The sequence below is a fragment of the Pseudomonas sp. genome, assembly GCF_049300855.1.
Classification (GTDB): Bacteria; Pseudomonadota; Gammaproteobacteria; order Pseudomonadales; family Pseudomonadaceae; genus Aquipseudomonas.
This window is the reverse complement of sequence record NZ_JBAQKH010000025.1, coordinates 86,376-105,114: the sequence shown is the minus strand read 5'-3', so window position 1 is coordinate 105,114 and position 18,739 is coordinate 86,376. Positions and strand designations below refer to the sequence as shown.

Annotated in this window: 17 protein-coding genes; 12 read left to right on the top strand and 5 right to left on the bottom strand. The window is 59.7% G+C overall.

Annotated elements, in window-relative coordinates; genetic code table 11:
- Window positions 1–90: 90 nt before the first annotated feature.
- The 7 genes from xerD (at window position 91) to WA225_RS09125 (ending at window position 7,351) form a co-directional block, all read left to right on the top strand.
- A complete protein-coding gene (gene xerD / locus WA225_RS09155; protein ID WP_422607694.1) occupies window positions 91–987 on the top strand; it encodes a site-specific tyrosine recombinase XerD in 897 nt (298 codons plus the stop codon).
- 253 nt (window positions 988–1,240) lie between these two features.
- Window positions 1,241–1,972, top strand: a complete 732-nt coding sequence (gene dsbC / locus WA225_RS09150; RefSeq protein ID WP_422607693.1) for a bifunctional protein-disulfide isomerase/oxidoreductase DsbC — start codon at window positions 1,241–1,243, stop codon at window positions 1,970–1,972.
- Window positions 1,973–2,102: 130 nt separating this feature from the next.
- The gene (locus tag WA225_RS09145) at window positions 2,103–3,407 is read left to right on the top strand and encodes a homoserine dehydrogenase (RefSeq protein ID WP_016986377.1); all 1,305 of its coding nucleotides are present in this window, start codon (window positions 2,103–2,105) and stop codon (window positions 3,405–3,407) included.
- A gap of 66 nt (window positions 3,408–3,473) precedes the next feature.
- The gene (thrC, locus tag WA225_RS09140) at window positions 3,474–4,883 is read left to right on the top strand and encodes a threonine synthase (protein ID WP_422607692.1); all 1,410 of its coding nucleotides are present in this window, start codon (window positions 3,474–3,476) and stop codon (window positions 4,881–4,883) included.
- Window positions 4,884–5,003: 120 nt separating this feature from the next.
- The gene (locus WA225_RS09135; RefSeq protein ID WP_422607691.1) at window positions 5,004–6,377 is read left to right on the top strand and encodes a transporter substrate-binding domain-containing protein; all 1,374 of its coding nucleotides are present in this window, start codon (window positions 5,004–5,006) and stop codon (window positions 6,375–6,377) included.
- Window positions 6,378–6,494: 117 nt separating this feature from the next.
- Window positions 6,495–6,902, top strand: coding sequence for a response regulator (locus WA225_RS09130; RefSeq protein WP_422607690.1), 408 nt, complete (start codon window positions 6,495–6,497; stop codon window positions 6,900–6,902).
- A gap of 167 nt (window positions 6,903–7,069) precedes the next feature.
- Window positions 7,070–7,351, top strand: coding sequence for a DUF3509 domain-containing protein (locus WA225_RS09125; RefSeq protein WP_422607689.1), 282 nt, complete (start codon window positions 7,070–7,072; stop codon window positions 7,349–7,351).
- Between the two features lie 176 nt (window positions 7,352–7,527).
- Here the strand turns inward: WA225_RS09125 and WA225_RS09120 are convergent, their stop codons facing one another.
- On the bottom strand, window positions 7,528–8,487 hold the full coding sequence (locus tag WA225_RS09120; RefSeq protein ID WP_422607688.1) for a TIGR02285 family protein: 960 nt from the start codon (window positions 8,485–8,487) through the stop codon (window positions 7,528–7,530).
- Window positions 8,435–9,634 (bottom strand): CaiB/BaiF CoA transferase family protein, encoded by a 1,200-nt coding sequence (locus WA225_RS09115; protein ID WP_422607687.1) that lies wholly within the window; start codon window positions 9,632–9,634, stop codon window positions 8,435–8,437. Before WA225_RS09115 ends, WA225_RS09120 begins: the two co-directional genes overlap by 53 nt.
- A gap of 146 nt (window positions 9,635–9,780) precedes the next feature.
- On the opposite strand from WA225_RS09115, the gene WA225_RS09110 reads away from it, so the two are divergent.
- The 3 genes from WA225_RS09110 (at window position 9,781) to WA225_RS09100 (ending at window position 13,460) form a co-directional block, all read left to right on the top strand.
- On the top strand, window positions 9,781–10,323 hold the full coding sequence (locus tag WA225_RS09110) for a YaeQ family protein (protein WP_007908961.1): 543 nt from the start codon (window positions 9,781–9,783) through the stop codon (window positions 10,321–10,323).
- Between the two features lie 54 nt (window positions 10,324–10,377).
- Complete coding sequence (gene recJ, locus WA225_RS09105) at window positions 10,378–12,087, top strand: single-stranded-DNA-specific exonuclease RecJ (RefSeq protein ID WP_422607686.1); 1,710 nt, start codon at window positions 10,378–10,380, stop codon at window positions 12,085–12,087.
- Between the two features lie 266 nt (window positions 12,088–12,353).
- On the top strand, window positions 12,354–13,460 hold the full coding sequence (locus WA225_RS09100) for an NADH:flavin oxidoreductase/NADH oxidase (RefSeq protein ID WP_242205013.1): 1,107 nt from the start codon (window positions 12,354–12,356) through the stop codon (window positions 13,458–13,460).
- 202 nt (window positions 13,461–13,662) lie between these two features.
- Here WA225_RS09100 and WA225_RS09095 read toward each other — a convergent pair whose 3' ends face one another.
- Window positions 13,663–15,291, bottom strand: a complete 1,629-nt coding sequence (locus tag WA225_RS09095; protein WP_422607685.1) for a glucan biosynthesis protein D — start codon at window positions 15,289–15,291, stop codon at window positions 13,663–13,665.
- 403 nt (window positions 15,292–15,694) lie between these two features.
- Between WA225_RS09095 and WA225_RS09090 the strand changes: the two genes are divergently transcribed.
- Window positions 15,695–15,880 (top strand): hypothetical protein, encoded by a 186-nt coding sequence (locus tag WA225_RS09090; protein WP_016986386.1) that lies wholly within the window; start codon window positions 15,695–15,697, stop codon window positions 15,878–15,880.
- A gap of 190 nt (window positions 15,881–16,070) precedes the next feature.
- Here the strand turns inward: WA225_RS09090 and WA225_RS09085 are convergent, their stop codons facing one another.
- Window positions 16,071–16,577, bottom strand: a complete 507-nt coding sequence (locus tag WA225_RS09085) for a Bro-N domain-containing protein (RefSeq protein ID WP_422607684.1) — start codon at window positions 16,575–16,577, stop codon at window positions 16,071–16,073.
- Window positions 16,578–17,013: 436 nt separating this feature from the next.
- Between WA225_RS09085 and WA225_RS09080 the strand changes: the two genes are divergently transcribed.
- On the top strand, window positions 17,014–17,178 hold the full coding sequence (locus WA225_RS09080; RefSeq protein ID WP_422607683.1) for a hypothetical protein: 165 nt from the start codon (window positions 17,014–17,016) through the stop codon (window positions 17,176–17,178).
- Here the strand turns inward: WA225_RS09080 and WA225_RS09075 are convergent.
- Window positions 17,175–18,659, bottom strand: a complete 1,485-nt coding sequence (locus WA225_RS09075) for an APC family permease (RefSeq protein ID WP_077571272.1) — start codon at window positions 18,657–18,659, stop codon at window positions 17,175–17,177. The two genes, WA225_RS09080 and WA225_RS09075, sit on opposite strands and share 4 nt — an antisense overlap.
- Between the last annotated feature and the right edge of the window lie 80 nt (window positions 18,660–18,739).

The window sequence follows — 18,739 nt, the reverse complement described above, 5'->3', positions numbered from 1 at the left end:
GAAATTGCGGGCTATGAAAGACTAGCGCCCATTCCTACAGTTCACTCTACATTTGCGCACAGTCCTTGAGGCTGTGTGCCTTGAGCGCCCATGCCTGCCATCGACCATCCGCTGATTGACCAATTCCTCGACGCTTTATGGCTGGAGAAGGGCCTGTCCGACAATACCCGCGGTGCCTATCGCAGCGATCTGGCACTGTTCAATGGCTGGTTGCAGGAAAAAAACCTGGAGCTGATCAACGCCGGTCGCGAGCTGATCCTCGATCATCTGGCCTGGCGGCTGGAGCAAAACTACAAACCGCGTTCCACAGCGAGATTTCTCTCCGGTGTGCGCGGCTTTTATCGCTATCTGTTGCGGGAAAAACTGATCAGCGTCGACCCGACCTTGCGCGTCGACATGCCGCAACTGGGCAGGCCGTTGCCCAAGTCCTTGTCGGAAGCCGACGTTGAGGCGTTACTCAAAGCGCCGGACCTGAGCGAGGCTATCGGCCAGCGTGACCGCGCCATGCTTGAAGTGTTGTATGCCTGCGGTTTGCGCGTGACCGAACTGGTCAGCCTGACGCTGGAGCAGGTCAACTTGCGTCAAGGTGTGTTACGGGTGATGGGCAAGGGCAGCAAGGAGCGGCTGGTGCCGATGGGCGAAGAGGCGATTGTCTGGATCGAGCGCTATATGCGTGACGGTCGTGGCGAACTGCTCGGTGGCCGGCCCAGTGATGTGCTGTTCCCCAGCCAACGCGGCGAGCAGATGACTCGCCAGACCTTCTGGCACCGCATCAAGCATCAAGCCAAAGTCGCCGGGATCGGCAAGTCGCTGTCGCCGCACACCTTGCGTCATGCGTTTGCCACGCACTTGCTCAACCATGGCGCGGATTTGCGCGTGGTGCAGATGCTGCTCGGCCACAGTGACCTGTCCACCACGCAAATCTACACCCACGTCGCCCGCGCCCGCTTGCAGGAACTGCACGCCAAACACCACCCGCGCGGCTGAAAAAATCCCCTGTGGGCGCGAGCTTGCTCGCGAAAGCGGTGTGTCAGGCAGCACATATTTGGATGTGCTGGCCTCTTCGCAAGCAAGCTCGCTCCCACAGGGGATATGTCGTCCTGAAAGTGTGGCGACAGGCGCATTCGGCCACCGTGACCTTATGTGTTAGGCTTTGCCGGTTTGCACGATGGACGGTTATGACCCGGTGTTTCGGCACGGGCGTTCTGGTCGTTCCATTTGTCCGCCTTCAGGAGTTCTCATGCGTCTGACCCAGATTTTCGCCGCCGCAGCCATTGCGTTGGTCAGCACCTTTGCCGTCGCCGATGACGCGGCCGACAAAGCCATTCGTCAAAGCCTGGAAAAACTCGAACTCGAGGTCCCGGTAGAAAGCATCAGCGCCAGCCCGTTGCCGGGCATGTACGAAGTCAAGCTCAAGGGCAGCCGCGTGCTCTACGCCAGTGCCGACGGTCAGTACATCGTTCAGGGCTACCTGTTCCAGCTCAAGGACGGCAAACCGGTCAACCTCACCGAGAAGACCGAACGCCTGGGCGTCTCCAAACTGGTCAACGCCATTCCGGTTGCCGAAACCGTGGTTTACCCGGCCGTGGGCGAGACCAAATCGCACATCACCGTGTTCACCGACACCACCTGCCCGTACTGCCACAAGCTGCACGCCGAAGTGCCTGAGCTGAACAAGCGCGGCATCGAAGTGCGCTATGTTGCGTTCCCGCGCCAGGGTCTCGGCTCGCCGGGTGACGAGCAACTGCAAGCCGTGTGGTGCTCGAAGGACAAGAAAGCCGCCATGGACAAAATGGTCGATGGCAAGGAAATCAAGGCCGCCAAGTGCGAGAACCCGGTTTCCAAGCAGTTCGCCCTCGGTCAGTCGATCGGCGTGAACGGCACACCGGCCATCGTTTTGGCTGACGGACAAGTGATTCCGGGCTACCAGCCTGCGCCACAAGTCGCCAAACTGGCGCTGGGCGCGAAGTAATTCGCATCGTCACGGTCAGCCGTGACGATCATGGCCTGGCAGCCACATCGCCGGGCCATCAATAGAGAGCCGCGAGCACGCGGTTGTTTTCCGGCCGACCCCGCGTCGGCCGTTTTATGGGGAGTTCACAGTGAATCCGGTCAAAGTAGGCATCTGTGGGTTAGGGACCGTCGGTGGCGGTACCTTCAACGTACTTCAGCGCAACGCCGAGGAAATTGCTCGTCGTGCCGGGCGTGGAATCGAAGTGGCACAAATTGCCATGCGCACGCCAAAGCCTCAGTTCCAGACGACCGGTATTGCGATTACCAACGATGTCTTCGAAGTGGCCACGAACCCTGAGATCGACATCGTCATAGAGCTGATGGGCGGCTACACCGTTGCCCGCGAGCTGGTACTCAAGGCCATCGAGAATGGCAAGCATGTGGTCACCGCGAACAAGGCACTGATTGCCGTTCACGGTAATGAAATTTTCGCCAAGGCTCGCGAGAAAGGCGTGATCGTGGCATTCGAAGCGGCCGTGGCCGGTGGCATTCCGGTGATCAAGGCGATCCGTGAAGGCCTGTCCGCCAACCGCATCAACTGGGTCGCCGGGATCATCAACGGCACCGGCAACTTCATCCTCACCGAAATGCGCGAGAAGGGTCGTACCTTCGAAGACGTGCTGGCCGAAGCGCAGGCGCTGGGTTACGCCGAAACCGATCCGACCTTCGACGTTGAAGGCATCGATGCCGCCCACAAGCTGACGATCCTGGCCTCCATCGCGTTCGGCATTCCGCTGCAATTCGACAAGGCTTACACCGAAGGCATCACCAAGCTGACCACCGCTGACGTCAACTACGCCGAAGCGCTGGGCTACCGCATCAAGCACCTCGGCGTGGCGCGCAGCACTGCCGCCGGTATCGAGTTGCGCGTGCACCCGACGCTGATCCCGGCCGATCGCCTGATCGCCAACGTCAATGGCGTGATGAACGCAGTGATGGTCAACGGTGACGCCGCCGGTTCGACGCTGTTCTACGGTGCTGGCGCCGGCATGGAGCCAACCGCTTCGTCGGTGATCGCCGATCTGGTCGACGTGGTTCGCGCCATGACTTCCGATCCGGAAAACCGTGTGCCGCACCTGGCCTTCCAGCCGGACTCGCTGTCGGCCCATCCGATCCTGCCGATCGAAGCCTGCGAAAGCGCTTACTACCTGCGCATTCAGGCCAAGGACCATCCGGGTGTGTTGGCTCAGGTGGCGAGCATCCTCTCGGAGCGCGGCATCAACATCGAGTCGATCATGCAGAAGGAGGTCGAGGAACACGACGGCCTGGTGCCGATGATCCTGCTCACGCACCGCGTGGTCGAGCAGCGCATCAACGATGCCATCGCCGCCCTCGAAGCGCTGGCCGGCGTCAATGGTCCGGTTGTACGGATCCGCGTCGAGCACCTGAACTAACTCGTTGTCCTGCACCGGCCCCGTCAACGGGGCCGTTGTTGTGAACACTCTCCATTGGAGTCAGTCATGCGTTACATCAGTACCCGCGGCCAGGCACCGGCCCTGAATTTCGAAGACGTCCTGCTGGCCGGTCTGGCGACCGACGGTGGTCTGTACGTTCCGGAAAACCTGCCACGTTTCACCCAGGAAGAAATCGCTTCCTGGGCTGGCCTGCCGTATCACGAGCTGGCTTTCCGCGTCATGCGCCCGTTCGTCACCGGCAGCATTCCGGACGCCGATTTCAAAAAGATTCTCGAAGAAACCTACGGCGTGTTCTCGCACAGCGCCGTGGCGCCGCTGCGTCAACTGAACGGCAACGAATGGGTGCTGGAGCTGTTCCACGGCCCGACCCTGGCGTTCAAGGACTTTGCCCTGCAACTGCTCGGTCGTCTGCTCGACTATGTGCTGGAGAAACGCGGCGAGCGCGTAGTGATCGTCGGCGCCACCTCCGGTGATACCGGTTCGGCTGCCATCGAAGGCTGCAAGCACTGCGAAAACGTCGACATCTTCATCCTGCACCCGCACAACCGTGTGTCCGAAGTGCAGCGTCGCCAGATGACCACCATCTTCGGCGAGAACATCCACAACATCGCCATCGAAGGCAACTTCGATGACTGCCAGGAAATGGTCAAGGCGAGCTTCGCCGATCAGAGCTTCCTCAAAGGCACGCGTCTGGTGGCGGTGAACTCGATCAACTGGGCGCGGATCATGGCCCAGATCGTTTACTACTTCCACGCCGCCCTGCAGTTGGGTGGCCCGGCGCGTTCGGTGTCGTTTTCGGTGCCGACCGGCAACTTCGGCGATATCTTCGCCGGTTACCTGGCACGCAACATGGGCCTGCCGATCAACCAGTTGATCGTCGCCACCAACCGCAACGACATCCTGCACCGCTTCATGAGCGGCAATCAGTACGTCAAGGAAACCCTGCACGCCACGCTGTCGCCGTCGATGGACATCATGGTCTCGTCGAACTTCGAACGCCTGCTGTTCGACCTGCACGGTCGCAACGGTGCCGCGATCGCCGGCCTGATGGATTCGTTCAAGCAGGGTGGCAGTTTCAGCGTCGAGCAAGAGCGTTGGACCGAAGCACGCAAACTGTTCGATTCCTTGGCCGTGGATGACGCACAGACCTGCGAAACCATCGCGCAGGTGTACGAGCAGACTGGCGAAGTGCTGGATCCGCACACTGCCATCGGCGTCAAAGCCGCGCGCGAATGCCGCCGCAGCCTGGACATCCCGATGGTCATTCTGGGCACCGCTCACCCGGTGAAATTCCCAGAGGCTGTAGAGAAAGCCGGTGTAGGAAAAGCGCTCGAACTACCTGCACATCTTTCTGATTTGTTTGAGCGAAACGAGCGCTGCACCGTTCTGCCAAACGAGCTGAAAGCCGTGCAAGCCTTTGTCAGCCAGCATGGCAACCGCGGCAAGCCGCTTTAAGCCTGCAAAAGCTGTCACATTTTGAAGCCCGTCTCCTGACGGGCTTTTTTGTTTCTGCTGCCACACTGCTCGGGTTTTCACCCAGGAAGGACGGGTGAGTCGATCACGAAGGAAGTGGCAATGCTGTTTTATAGAGGTTTGAGACCGGCACTGGGCGGGTTGTTTTTGTTGGGCATGCTGGGGGTGATGCGTTGCAGTCTGGCGGCGCAACTGGCGCTGCATGAGGATATCGAGGCGTTCAGCGTGCAACCTGTTGCCCTCGATGCCGATGAGCGCCAGTGGATTCGCGAGAACCCCAAGGTGACGGTGGCGTCGGTGCAATACCCGTTGTATCTGTTTCAGGATGAACACGGGCAATGGAGCGGTTTGAACAATGATGTGCTCAAGCGCGTCAGTGCGATGACCGGGCTGCAGTTCGAGCATCAGGAGTCGTTTTCCACCGACCACATGCTTGAGCGCCTGGAGAGCGGGGCAGCGGACATCAGCACGACGCTGGCGATGAGCGATGAACGCAAGGTGTTTCTGGATTTCAGCCACGCTTTCGGTGGGGCAGGCTGGGTATTCGTCGGCCGCGCCGGAGTGCCGAGCGTGGAGTCTTTCCAGCAATTGAGCGGGCGTGTCGTCGTGCTGCCGGCCCGGCACGCCCTGGAAGACGTGATTCGGCGCGACTTCCCCTTGATCGAAGTGCGTTCGGTCAAGACTTACGCCGAGGCTCGGGCGCTGGTCGAGAGCGGCGAAGCCTACGCCACCATCGAAAACGAAATCGGTGCGCAGCTCTACCCCTTGGGTTTGCTCAGGGTGGGTGGGCTGGTGGAAGGCAAATGGGAGGCTGATCATCTGGCGGTGCGCAAGGGCATGCCGCAGTTGCTGAGCATTCTCAACAAGGCCCTTGAGGCTTTTCCGGCGGTCGAATTGCGCGCTATTCGATTGAAATGGCTGGAAGGCATTTCGCCGGCGCCGGTGCCGACGATCGGCCAGCGGCTGCTCGAGTGGGGCTGCTGGTTGATGGGCGGCTGGGGCGTATTCGGGCTGCTGTCGCTGGTGTGGAACCGGCGTCTGGCGGCGGTGATCAAGTTGCGACGCGAGGCCGAAAAGGATCTCGGCGATCAACTGGCGTTTCAACATGCACTGATCGATTCGATGCCCGACCCGGTGTTTGTTCGCGATCTGCAAGGGCGCCTGATCATGTGCAACCGCAGCTACGAAGAGGCGCTGTCGATTCGTCTGGATCAAGTGCAGGGACGCCAGTTGATTGAAGTGGACGCCTTGCCTGAAGCGACGGCTTTGATGCTGCACGACGAGTTCATGGTTCAGCTGCGCACGCGCAAATCGCGCTTCTGCAAACGGCAATTGCTGTTCAAGAATGGCCCGCGCGAGGTTTACCAATGGACGGTGCCGTTCTACAGCGCCGACGGCAAATTACGCGGACTGCTCGGTGGCTGGACCGACATCACCCAGCGTCGCACCGAAAGCGGGTGTCGATGTCTGCAGTGAACTTGGGAAATGTCCTATAAGACACGGCTACTTTTCCGATGGGAGGCTTAAGACGGCTGTCCTAGAGTGAGCGATACCTGCGGTGAGAGTCCGCGAACGTCGCCCCAGAGGTCGCTCATGCGCTCGCTTAAAGTCCTGATTCTTGAACCCAACCCTTTCCAGTTGATGGCATTGCATCAAATGCTCAATGCCATTGGCATCTATGACGTGTTGACGGCGCCGTCGCTGGCAGCGGCCCTGTGTTCACTGGGGCATCGCGGCGCGGTCGATATCGCCATCTGCGATCCGCAACTCAAGGGCGGCGATGGCCTGGCGCTGATTGATCATCTGGCCCGGCAGCGTGAAGCGCGCGCATTGATCCTGCTGGGCGCGGTCGCTGCAAGCGTGCTGGCGGATCTCGATCCGTTGTTGAGCGAGCACCGCGTGCGACTGCTGGGATGCCTGCAAACGCCGGTCTCGGCGGTGCTCATGCGCGGTTTGCTCGACGCTTACCTGGTCGCCACAACGGCGGCTACCGAGGCCTGAAGCGGCTGGTTATTTTTCTGTCATCTTCGCCGTGCATGCTCTGATCAACCGGTAACGCTTCCACGGATGGAGCTGTCGGCAGGCAGAACTTTCTTCTCGGGCCGGTGGTCATTTACTGTGAACATGCCCCAGACACAATGTTTTCGGACTATTGAGTGGAGATCGAGATGGAAAGTATCAGTCTATTGCTCGGTGAGGCTCTGAGCCCGTATCAGGTTTCGTTGTCTGCGAGCGGTGCCCGTGGCGAATGCCGGGTGACCTTGAAGAACAGCAACGGCGCAATTGTGGTGGAACGCGAATTCAATCAGGCGCAATTGAGCGACAAGCGCTTGCTGACGGATGTGGTCGACGGGCTGCACCGTGACGTTCTTATCGCCGAAGGACGGCTGGAACCCTGCGTGATCGCGGCATTGCGCAACGCGGCGCTGGATAAGCGTGCCGTGCTGTAAAAGATGAAATATTTTTTGTGGGAACCTTCCTGCATCCCTGTCAGTCAGACCCCATAACAGCAGGATCAAGCATTGTGCTCCGGTGCTTGTCGCTTGCTGCTACGGGTCCTTTGTAGACCACGTTTAACCCCGAGTCGTCTCCCCACTTCTCGGGGTTTCTTTTGTCCGGCGTTTGCCTACTGCGCGGCCTGTTGTTCGAAAAACAGGCGGGCCTGTTGCAGATAATCGGCTTGGCGCTCGGGGTCCAGCCACGCCGCGTAGAGCTGATTCAAATGCTCGTGGGGCAGGGTGCGCAGCAGTTGATTGATCTCGCTGATCGCCTGGCGGCCCTGCGTGGTGTCGGAACAGGCGACATAGCCCGAGAGATATTTCCCGGTGCCCTGAATGGGGTAGAACTCCAGCTCATCTTCGGCTATCTGCGCCTGTTTCGCCTGATAGCGGATTTCCGGCCAGTAACCCAACACCACCTGCAACCGACCCAAGCGCTGCATCGACAGCAGATTGGTCAACGCGTCGTTACCGTAATGTGGCGTCAACGCGCCGCTGGGCGCCTGATGCAAAATAGTGTCGATGTATTCGCCGTAACTGCGCTCGGCAACCACGCCGACCTTTCTGTCAGTGCCGGCGAGCAGCGCCGACAGATCCACTTCGCCATCCACCAGATAGGGTTTGAGCACCGCGCGATCCTGCTGGCGAACCACCAAACCATTACTCACCGCCCGGATCGCCGGTATGGAGTAGGCGACCCACTGCGCACGTTCCTTGTTCCACAACAGCGCAGGGTCACAGGCGAATGGGTTTTCATGCAGCATTTGCAGGCCGCGGGCGCGATTGACCCGCATCAGCGTGTGTTCGTACTGCGGCATGCCGGCGATCAGCAACGGCATTAATTGATCGATCACGCCCTGGCCCTTTTTCGGGCCTTCGTAAATGGTCAGCGGCGGCAGGTCGCGCAGTAACCAGATCAGCATCGGTTTGGCCTGAGCCCCGGCGGACAGGGCCAGCAGAAATAACAGGCCGAACAGCCGCCAGGTCCACCAGTGAAGGGCGCGGTTGTTCGGTGATGTCGGCTGACGCTTCAGCTTAAATGGCTCCGTTTTCGCGCAGCCGGGCGATCTGCTTCTCGTCGTAGCCAAGATCGTTGAGTACCTGCGCGTTATGTTCACCGAGCTGCGGTCCGACCCATTCGGACGTGCCGGGTGTATCAGAGAGTTTCGGCACGATGCCCGGCATCTTGAAGTCCTTGCCGTCCGGCAGCTTGGCGTGGAGGAACATTTCTCGTGCCAGGTACTGCGGATCGTTGAACATGTCCTCGGCACTGAAGATTCGGCTGGCCGGCACCTCGGCCTGATTGAGCAGGTCGAGCACGGTTTGCAGCGGCAATGAATTGACCCAGCGATCGATCACGCCATACAGCTCGTCACGACGGTTGTCGCGCCCGTCGTTGCTGGCCAGCGTCGGGTCATTGGCCAGGTCTTCGCGGCCGATGATCAACATGAAACGCTTGAAGATCGCATCGCCATTGGCGCCAATCTGCACGTGCTTGCCGTCGGCGCTGGTGTGGATGGAGGAGGGCGTGATGCCGGGCATGATGTTGCCGGAGCGCTCACGAATGAAGCCGAACACATCGAACTCCGGCACCATGCTTTCCATCATTGCGAAAATCGCTTCATACAGCGCCACATCGACGACCTGGCCGAGGCCGCCGTTGACCTCACGATGTCGCAGCGCCATCAGCGCACCGATCACGCCCCACAGCGCCGCAATCGAATCGCCGATGGAGATCCCGGTGCGCACCGGTGGCCGATCCTCGAAACCGGTGATGTAACGCAGACCGCCCATGGATTCGCCGACCGCACCGAAGCCCGGCTGATCCTTCATCGGCCCGGTCTGGCCGAAACCGGACAGGCGCACCATCACCAGTTTCGGGTTCAGTGCGTGCAGGGTTTCCCAACTCAGGCCGAGTTTCTCCAGCACGCCGGGACGGAAGTTCTCAATGAGGATGTCGGCTTCGCTGAGCAGTTGTTTGAGGATCGCCAAACCGTCGGGGTGTTTGAGGTTCAGCGTCAGTGACTTTTTGTTGCGCGCCTGAACGAACCACCACAACGACGTGCCTTCATACAGCTTGCGCCACTTGCGCAGCGGATCACCGCCGTCCGGCGATTCGATCTTGATCACTTCGGCGCCGAACTCGCCGCAAATACGCGAGGCAAACGGCCCGGCAATCAATGTACCCAATTCAATGACTTTCAGACCCGAGAGCGGTTTGCTGGTGAACGGCATGCGAAATCCTGTAGGACAAGGCTGAGCAGAGACAGCGTTTTAACATAGCCGGCTGTCAGGCGCCGCAGGTTGATCGCCATCAATTCGAAGATTGCCTACCGCATCGGTTAGACTTGCCGACTTTCCTCGTATCAAGAAGCCCGTTCATGGCCCAGCCTTCGACCACCTACAAGTTTGAACTGAACCTCACCGACCTCGACCGCAGCGTCTACGAGAGCGTCAAGCAGACCATCGCCCGTCACCCTTCGGAGACCGAAGAGCGCATGACCGTGCGACTGCTGGCCTACGCCCTCTGGTACAACGAGCAGTTGTCGTTTGGTCGTGGTCTGTCAGACGTGGATGAACCTGCGCTGTGGGAAAAGAGCCTGGACGACCGTGTTCTGCACTGGATCGAAGTCGGCCAGCCAGACGCCGATCGTCTGACCTGGTGCTCGCGCCGCACCGAGCGCACCAGCCTGCTGGCTTACGGCAGCCTGCGCGTGTGGGAAACCAAGGTGATCCCGGCGATCAAAAACCTGAAAAACGTCAATATCGCCGCTGTTCCGCAAGAAGTGCTGGAGACCTTGGCCAAAGACATGCCTCGCGTGATCAAGTGGGACGTGATGATCAGCGAAGGGACGATCTTCGTTACCGACGACCGTGGTCAGCACGAAGTCCAGTTGCAGTGGCTGCAGGGCGAGCGCGGCTGAAGTCGCGCCACCGCTGAATAATCCTACGTTTTCAAGAGAAGTCTCCGTCACCCCATGCGTATTGAATCTCGTCCGTTACCCGCCACGCTGCCCTTTCTGGGTGAATTGCCACCACTGCTGACCCGCCTGTACGCGGCGCGGGGCGTGCAGTCCGAGGCAGAGCTGGACAAGAGCCTGGCGCGGTTGATCCCGTTCCAGCAACTCAAGGGCATCGACGCCGCGGTGGACCTGTTGGTGACGGCGCTGGAACAACGCCAGCGCATCCTCATCGTTGGTGACTTTGATGCGGATGGCGCTACGGCCAGCACCGTCGGCATGCTCGGTCTACGTTTGTTGGGTGCGGCGCATGTCGATTATCTGGTGCCGAACCGTTTCGAATACGGCTATGGCCTGACCCCGGAAATCGTTGAAGTCGCTCTCACCCGCGAGCCGCACTTGCTGGTGACCGTCGACAACGGTATCTCCAGTGTCGAAGGCGTGGCGGCGGCGAAAAAGGCCGGGCTCAAAGTGCTGATTACCGACCACCACTTGCCTGGCGATGAGTTGCCACTGGCCGATGCGCTGGTCAACCCGAACCAGCCGGGCTGTGAGTTCCCGAGCAAGGCGCTGGCCGGCGTCGGCGTAATTTTCTATGTGTTGATGGCGTTGCGCGCGCGTTTGCGCAGCCTCGGCTGGTACGAAAACAAACCGCAGCCGAACATCGGCGAACTGCTCGATCTGGTGGCGCTGGGCAGCGTTGCCGACGTGGTGCCGCTGGATGCCAACAACCGGATTCTGGTGCACCAGGGCCTCGAGCGGATTCGCGCCGGGCGTGCGCGGCCGGGGATCAAGGCGATTCTTGAAGTGGCCAAGCGTGATGCCACGCGCATCACTTCGACAGATCTCGGTTTTATTGTCGGCCCGCGCCTCAACGCTGCCGGGCGACTGGACGACATGAGCCTGGGCATCGAATGCCTGCTCACCGCCGACGCCAATCTGGCCCGGGAAATGGCCGCGCAACTGGACGGCATGAACCAGGATCGCAAATCCATCGAGCAGGGCATGCAGCGTGAAGCGCTGGCGCAGCTCAAGGACTTGCCGGTGGAATCGATGCCGTTTGGCCTGTGCCTGTTCGATCCGGAATGGCACCAGGGCGTGATCGGTATTCTCGCCTCGCGCATGAAAGAACGTTATTTCCGCCCGACCATTGCCTTCGCCGATGCCGGTGATGGCCTGCTCAAAGGTTCGGGGCGTTCGGTGCAGGGTTTCCATATTCGTGACGCGCTGAGCGTCGTGGCAGCGCAGCATCCGAACCTGATTGCCAAGTACGGTGGTCACGCGATGGCCGCCGGTCTGACCTTGCCGCAGGAGAATTTTCCGCTGTTCGCCGAGGCATTCGACGCTGAAGTGCGTAGGCAACTTCGCGAGGAAGACCTGACCGGGCGCATGCTCTCGGACGGCACGCTGGCGGTGGAAGAATTCCACCTCGAACTGGCTCGCGCGCTGCGCCATGCCGGGCCTTGGGGGCAGCACTTCCCGGAGCCGCTGTTTCACGGTGTGTTTCAGTTGGTTGAGCAGCGAGTGGTCGGTGAGCGGCATTTGAAAGTGGTGCTGAAGAGCGAGTGTGGCTCGGTGAAGCTGGATGGCATTGCGTTTGGGATTGACCGGGATATCTGGCCGAATCCGACGATCAAGTGGGTTGAACTGGCTTACAAGCTCGACGTTAACGAGTTTCGGGGTAATGAGACTGTTCAGTTGATGATTGCTCATATCGAACCGCGTTAAGTCCTTCGCGGGCAAGCCTTGCTCCTACAGATGGTGTTGATCCAAGGAGCAGAGCTTGCTCGCGAAAGCGTTCTTTCACACGCTGAATCACTCTGAACCCTCCTTTCCCTCCCGTTGTCGACTAGGCTCTAAGCACTGCTTGATTGGCCTTGTGACGTCTTGTCGAATTTTTTGCCCGCGGGGGCGGGTGCTGCACCTTTTTCCTGTCACTCGTCGACTATTCAATCAGAACCCTGGAGCCTGCCCACTGATTTGAGAGGTGCCCCATGAGTCTGCTGCTTGAACCCTTCACCCTGCGCCAACTGACCCTGCCCAACCGCATCGCCGTCTCACCGATGTGCCAGTATTCCAGTGTCGACGGCCTGGCCAACGACTGGCACCTCGTCCACCTCGGCAGCCGCGCGGTGGGTGGCGCAGGCCTGGTCTTCACCGAAGCCACGGCAGTCACCGCCGACGGGCGGATCACCGCCGAAGACCTTGGCCTGTGGAACGACGAACAGATCGAACCACTGCAACGCATCACCCGCTTCATTACGTCTCAGGGCGCGGTCGCCGGCATTCAACTGGCTCACGCCGGGCGCAAGGCCAGCACCCATCGGCCGTGGATCGGCAAGCATGGCAGCGTCAAACCCGACGATGGCGGCTGGACCCCGGTCGGGCCGTCGCCGATTGCCTTTGACCCACAACACACGCAACCGAAACAGCTCGACGAAGGGCAGATTGCCGACGTCATCCAAGCCTTCGTTGATGCCGCCAAACGCGCGCTGAAAGCTGGTTTCAGTGTGGTTGAGGTGCACGCTGCGCATGGTTATCTGCTGCATCAGTTTCTTTCGCCGCTGAGCAATCAGCGCCGCGATCAATACGGGGGATCGTTTGAAAATCGCATTCGTCTGGTGCTGCAAGTGACTGAAGCGGTGAGGGCGGTCTGGCCTGAGGAGTTGCCGCTGTTTGTCCGCGTGTCGGCCACAGACTGGGTTGAGGATGGCTGGAACCCGGACGAAACCGTTGAGCTGGCGCGCCGTCTGCACACCCTTGGCGCGGATCTGATCGACGTGTCGTCGGGTGGCACCGCAGCCAACGCCGAGATTCCGGTGGGGCCGGGTTATCAGACGCGCTTCGCCGAGCGTGTACGCAAAGAGTCAGGCATCGCCACCGGCACGGTGGGAATGATTACCGAGCCGGCGCAGGCCGAGCACATCCTGCGCACCTGTCAGGCCGACATCATCTTCCTCGCCCGCGAGTTGCTGCGTGATCCGTACTGGCCGCTGCATGCTGACGATGATCTGGGTGGCCGCCAAGCGGTGTGGCCGGCGCAGTATCAGCGCGCGACCCATCGGGATCAGCCGATTCACGAGTCTGATTTGCGCGATTGAGTCAGTCGCGATAAAGCCAAAAGCCCCGGTCAGTGATGGCCGGGGCTTTGTTTGGTCTGATGGTCTTTTGTTGAAATGCTGCCGTCATCGCTGGCAAGCCAGCTCCCACAGGTTATGCGCAGTACACAAAATTTGTGCTCAACACCAACCACTGTGGGAGCTGGCTTGCCAGCGATGAGGCCCGTACAGGCGCCTCAAACCATCAAGGATATTTGCGCTTATCCGGCGCCGGCGGGAAGTACTGGTACAACCAGGTCTCGCTCAACGTGCGGTCATTGGTGCGGATAAACAACCGCAGCTCCACCGGCTCAACGCTGTCGCTGGTCGGGTACCAGTCAAACAGAATCCGATAACCCTTGATGTCATCCAGCACCAGCACGCTGAAATCCTGCACCTTGCCGTTCGAGCACGTCACCACCGGTTCAATCCCGGTGCCCTGCGGCAAACGATCCAGGCCGCCACCGGTGAAATCCACGGCAAAACGACGTGCCCACACCGGCGGGTAATGCTCGCCCGGGGCCCAGCCCTCAACGAAACCACCCATGCCGGAACGGGTCGCCTGCACCCGCGCCAGCGGCGTGCCTACCGGCGGCAAAGCGCTCCAGTAAAGCTTGTAGCCATAGTTCAGCGAATCCCCGGCAGCCACCGGTTTCTTCGGTGTCCAGAACGCGACGATGTTATCGAGGGTCTCGCCGGTGGTAGGAATTTCCAGCAGATCGATAGAGCCCTCGCCCCACGCGGTGGTCGGTTCGACCCACAGGCTCGGGCGCTTGCTGTACCAGTCCACGGTGTCCTGATAGTTGGCGAACTCATGGTCGGTCTGCACCAGGCCGAAACCTTTCGGATCGGTGTCGGCAAACGCATTGAATTGCAGGGTCGCCGGGTTGTTCAACGGCCGGCAGATCCACTCGCCGTTGCCGCGCCACATCGCCAGACGATCCGAGTCGTGGATCTGCGGGTGGATGGTGTCGCACATGCGGCGCTCGTGGGTGCCGCAACTGAACATACTGGTCATCGGCGAGATGCCCAGTTGCTCGATCGCCGTGCGCGCATTGATGTGCGCATCGACTTCCATCACCACGCGCTCGGCCTGGCAGTCGATGTCGAAACGGTAAGCGCCAGTGGCACTCGGCGAGTCGAGCAGGGCATACACCACAAATCGGGTGGCGTTCTTGTCCGGTGTCTCGAACCAGAACTTGGTGAAGTCGGGGAATTCTTCGCGTTTTTTCGCGTACGTATCGATCGCCAGGCCGCGCGCCGAGAGGCCATATTGGCCAGTGGCATCTACCGCACGGAAATAACTGGCGCCGAGGAACGACAACACATCGTGACGATCCAGCTCAGGCGCTTTGAACAGCTTGAATCCGGCAAAACCCAGGTCGCCTTTCAACTGTTGAGTGTCGACCGAGGTGTTTTCATAGTTGAACAGCGCCGGCCGGAAATGCACCTCGCGCGCAGTGCGGGTCTTGGGATCGACGCTGTACATGCGCACCGGCTGACGGAAGCCCATGCCGACGTGGAAGAACTGCACGTCCAGTTGGCCCTTGTTTTCCTTCCACAGCGAATGCTCGCCGTCGTAGCGGATCGCGTTGAAGTTTTGCGGGGTCATGGTCGCCAGCGTCGGCGGCAGCACCTGCTTGGTGTCCTGATAGGCACTGCCAGCCAGTTGCTTGGCCTGGCGCTTCAGCGCTTCGAAGTCAAACGCCTGCGCCTCGCCATCGGCGGCGCCACCATTGGCCGCCCACGCACGGGTGGCCAGCAGGCCAGTGGCCGAAAGACCGGTGTAAGCCGCAATGGCCATGGACGCTTTGAGCAAATTCCTGCGGTGCATAAATACAACCTGTCGTGTGCAATCCCGCGCCGTTCCTGGCACGTGCTGGATCAGAAATAACGGTTCGGACAAGCCTTCGGCCAAACGCAACGGACTATAAACAGATGCCGGCTAGCTTAAACGGTTCGCTCGCATTGCAAAATTCGTTGATTCACCGCGCCAGTGTGTCAATGAAACAAGACATGTCGGTTAAAAGTCTGACAGGACCTTCTGATTTATATGGCATATCTGCTTTTCTCGACTAATTACTCTAATAACCGCTTTTCAGCGCCGAATTAATTTCTATTCTATGGGCATGACCGGTGCGACCCATCTGACCGGTAGGGCACACGGCGCTGCTGTAAGGGGCAGGGCGATGTGGTGTTTAAGCAGTTCTTTGCAGTATTAGAGAAGGACATCGTCCATGGCAAAAATCCAAGGCATCACCGACATGTTGGGCATCTTTCCGTGCCTGGGCAGCGGCCGCAAAAGGCGCCGGCTCAGCTCCGACGAACTGAAACTGGTGGAGCGTTATCGAGAGCTTTCAGAAGGGGACCGGATTGCGATGAGGTATCTGGTGGATGCGATGCGGAGTGTTTCGCGGTTTTAACGCTGGGGTGGGCACCGTGAAAGCCATTTGGCTTTTACGGTGGCCAGATCAATCAACCTACGAGTTAACCCTGTGGCGAGGGAGCTTGCTCCCGCTGGACTGCGCAGCAGTCCCCTGCTTTTTCAAGAGGGGCCGCTACGCGACCCAGCGGGAGCAAGCTCCCTCGCCACAGGTTTTTTGTTTATGAGGCTTAGCTGCAAGTGCCCAGAACCGGATACGGCCGTTGGCGGTGCATCAACTCCGGTACATCCCGCCACTTGACCCACGCCTGCTGTTGCCAGTGCAGCAGCGGCACGGTAACGCCTGCCCAATGCATTGAGCTCAGGCTCGGGTGGTTTTCCACAGGGCTTGATTGGGTTTCGCGCAGCATCGGGATGACTTCATGGCTCAGCCATTGGCGCAGGTAGCGGTTTTCCGGGACGACGTGATGGACGAGCAGCGCGAACAGGCCAGATTCGCTGACCATCGCGCAATCGATGATTTCGCCGTCCCGGCGCAGGAGGACATGGCGACGCTGGTCGGGATCGAGTTTCAGGGTGAGGCGTTCGTTCAGCGGATAGCCCATCAAGCGACCGAGATCCTGAACACAGAACCAGGCTTCGTGATCTTGCATGAAGGCGTGGAGGAAACGGTTGTGGCGGGTGAAGATGGTGGGGGTGAAGTGGGTCGACGATGAATTTTGGATTTGCGCAGACATGTAGTGACTTCCGGTTTGAGTAGGAAAGTCGCCATCAACTCTTCGACAAGTTGGGTGGCGAACCGTGTGGCGTTCGAAGTCGGGATACTTCCAGTCAAACACGGAAAAGCCAGAAGGCCCGCGCCACACGGCCCGCCATAAAGCAAAACTGAAGCTGTGACAGCCACAGTTCAATGGAGGGCATGCAAGCACCGCGTTGACAGTTTCCGGCTTCGACTCCGGGTCGCTGAACTAACAGCGACGGGATGAAGCCTATCGGTCAGGCGCTTGCGGCGACAAGTCTACTCTTTCGACGCACAGCGTAGGAAATGGGGCTTTTTCAAGAAGGCCGTATCTGTAGGAAATGCCTGTTTTTTTAGATTCCGCTGCTAAACCATCCCTGCACCGAAGATTTTCCTTTATGAGTTAGCAATCGGGAAAAGGGAGAAGCAATTCTGTGAGCAAAGATGAAGCGAAGGTTAAAAAGAGAAAGGTGATCGATCTGGATCGCTTCGAAGCTGTTAGAGGTAAAGCCGATATCAAATGGCGTACTGATGAATTGATGACAGTGCTTCGAGGAGACCCCGGAATCAAATCTCGATTCCGGGGTGATTCTTCTTAGCGACTCACCTTCCAAGCATCCCCAGCCGGGGCCTTGCCATGGTCATACGGCTTGCCAATCCACATATAAACCAAGCCCAAGCCAATCACGATCGCCGTGCTCAACACCATCGCATAGTTCACATACCACGCCGCATCCGGCGTACGTGGCCAGGCCATGTTGATGATTGCGCCAACGCCGTACACCAGCGCGCCAATGTTCACCGGCCAGCCCCACGCGCCGAGGGTGAATTTGCCGCTCGGTTTCCAGCCTTTGCTGCGGGCGTACAGCGCGGCCAGGACGATCATCTGAAACGCGAGGTAGATGCCGATGGCGGCGAAGCTGACGATGGTGGCCACGGCGTCTTGCAGGAAGAAGCCGAGGGCGATGATCAGGGCTGGCAGGACGCCGGACACGAACAGTGCGGCAACCGGTACTTGGGTTGTAGGAGAAATCTTTTTCAGCAGTCGGCTGCCGATGACCATTTCATCGCGAGCGTAGGAGTACAGCAGACGGCTCGCCGCTGCTTGTAGGCTGATGACGCAGGAGATGAAGGAAATCATCACCACGCCCATCACCACTTTCGAACCGACCGGGCCGAAGGCATTGTTGAGGATGGTGGTGACCGGGTCTTTGTCGGTGCCGTTGATCACGGCTTGCATGTCCGGCACGGCGAGGATCAGCGCCAGGCAGGCGAACATCGCTGCGATGCCGCCGATGTAGATGGTCATGCGCATGGCCACCGGGATTTTTGCGCTGGGGTTCGGGGTTTCTTCGGCGACGTCGCCGCAGGCCTCGAAGCCGTAGTAGAGGAACATCCCCGCCAGCGATGCGGTGAGGAACGCCGGCAGGTACGAGCCGTCGACGCTGATGTCGAAGGTGTTGAACAGCACGCTGAGCGGCTGATGACGTTCGAACACCAGCAGGTAAACGCCGACGATCACCGCGCCGACCAGTTCGCAGAGGAAGCCGAACATGGCGATGCGTGCCAGCACTTTGGTGCCGCTGAGGTTGACCAGTGTGGCGAACAGGGTCAGCACCAGGGCGATGACGATGTTGGTGTTGTTACTTGGCTCGAAGCCGAGCATGGCGGCCAGGTACGGGCCAGCGCCCACGGCGACCGCAGCGATGGTGACGCAGAGGGCGATGGAGTAGATCCAGCCGACCATCCATGCCCATTTTTTACCGACCAAGCGACGTGCCCACGGGTAAACGCCGCCGGAAATCGGGAATTGCGAAACCACTTCGCCGAAGATCAGGCACACCAGCAACTGGCCACAACCGACCAGCAAATACGCCCAGAACATCGGTGGCCCGCCAGCGGCGAGGCACAGGCCGAAGAGGGTATAAACCCCTACGACCGGTGACAGATAAGTGAAGCCCAAAGCGAAGTTTTCCCACAGGCTCATGCTGCGGTTGAAGTTCGAGGTGTAGCCCAGTTTGCGCAGTTGTTCGGCATCGCTGTCGGCAACGGCGGCGGCGAGATCGGGTGAGGAACTCATGTGTGTTTTGCTCCGTGAAATCGGCAGATTTCGGATGGCCGAGGCCGTGGCGGGGCTTTTTGGGCGCCGCCCGGGTCGGT

Excerpts from the sequence above, each read along its gene's own strand:
- xerD (WP_422607694.1), top strand. The coding sequence starts at position 91 with ATGCCTGCCATCGACCATCCGCTGATTGACCAATTCCTCGACGCTTTA.
- dsbC (WP_422607693.1), top strand. The coding sequence starts at position 1,241 with ATGCGTCTGACCCAGATTTTCGCCGCCGCAGCCATTGCGTTGGTCAGC.
- thrC (WP_422607692.1), top strand. The coding sequence starts at position 3,474 with ATGCGTTACATCAGTACCCGCGGCCAGGCACCGGCCCTGAATTTCGAA.
- WA225_RS09135 (WP_422607691.1), top strand. The coding sequence starts at position 5,004 with ATGCTGTTTTATAGAGGTTTGAGACCGGCACTGGGCGGGTTGTTTTTG.
- WA225_RS09130 (WP_422607690.1), top strand. The coding sequence starts at position 6,495 with ATGCGCTCGCTTAAAGTCCTGATTCTTGAACCCAACCCTTTCCAGTTG.
- WA225_RS09125 (WP_422607689.1), top strand. The coding sequence starts at position 7,070 with ATGGAAAGTATCAGTCTATTGCTCGGTGAGGCTCTGAGCCCGTATCAG.
- WA225_RS09115 (WP_422607687.1), bottom strand. The coding sequence starts at position 9,634 with ATGCCGTTCACCAGCAAACCGCTCTCGGGTCTGAAAGTCATTGAATTG.
- WA225_RS09110 (WP_007908961.1), top strand. The coding sequence starts at position 9,781 with ATGGCCCAGCCTTCGACCACCTACAAGTTTGAACTGAACCTCACCGAC.
- recJ (WP_422607686.1), top strand. The coding sequence starts at position 10,378 with ATGCGTATTGAATCTCGTCCGTTACCCGCCACGCTGCCCTTTCTGGGT.
- WA225_RS09100 (WP_242205013.1), top strand. The coding sequence starts at position 12,354 with ATGAGTCTGCTGCTTGAACCCTTCACCCTGCGCCAACTGACCCTGCCC.
- WA225_RS09095 (WP_422607685.1), bottom strand. The coding sequence starts at position 15,291 with ATGCACCGCAGGAATTTGCTCAAAGCGTCCATGGCCATTGCGGCTTAC.
- WA225_RS09090 (WP_016986386.1), top strand. The coding sequence starts at position 15,695 with ATGGCAAAAATCCAAGGCATCACCGACATGTTGGGCATCTTTCCGTGC.
- WA225_RS09085 (WP_422607684.1), bottom strand. The coding sequence starts at position 16,577 with ATGTCTGCGCAAATCCAAAATTCATCGTCGACCCACTTCACCCCCACC.
- WA225_RS09075 (WP_077571272.1), bottom strand. The coding sequence starts at position 18,659 with ATGAGTTCCTCACCCGATCTCGCCGCCGCCGTTGCCGACAGCGATGCC.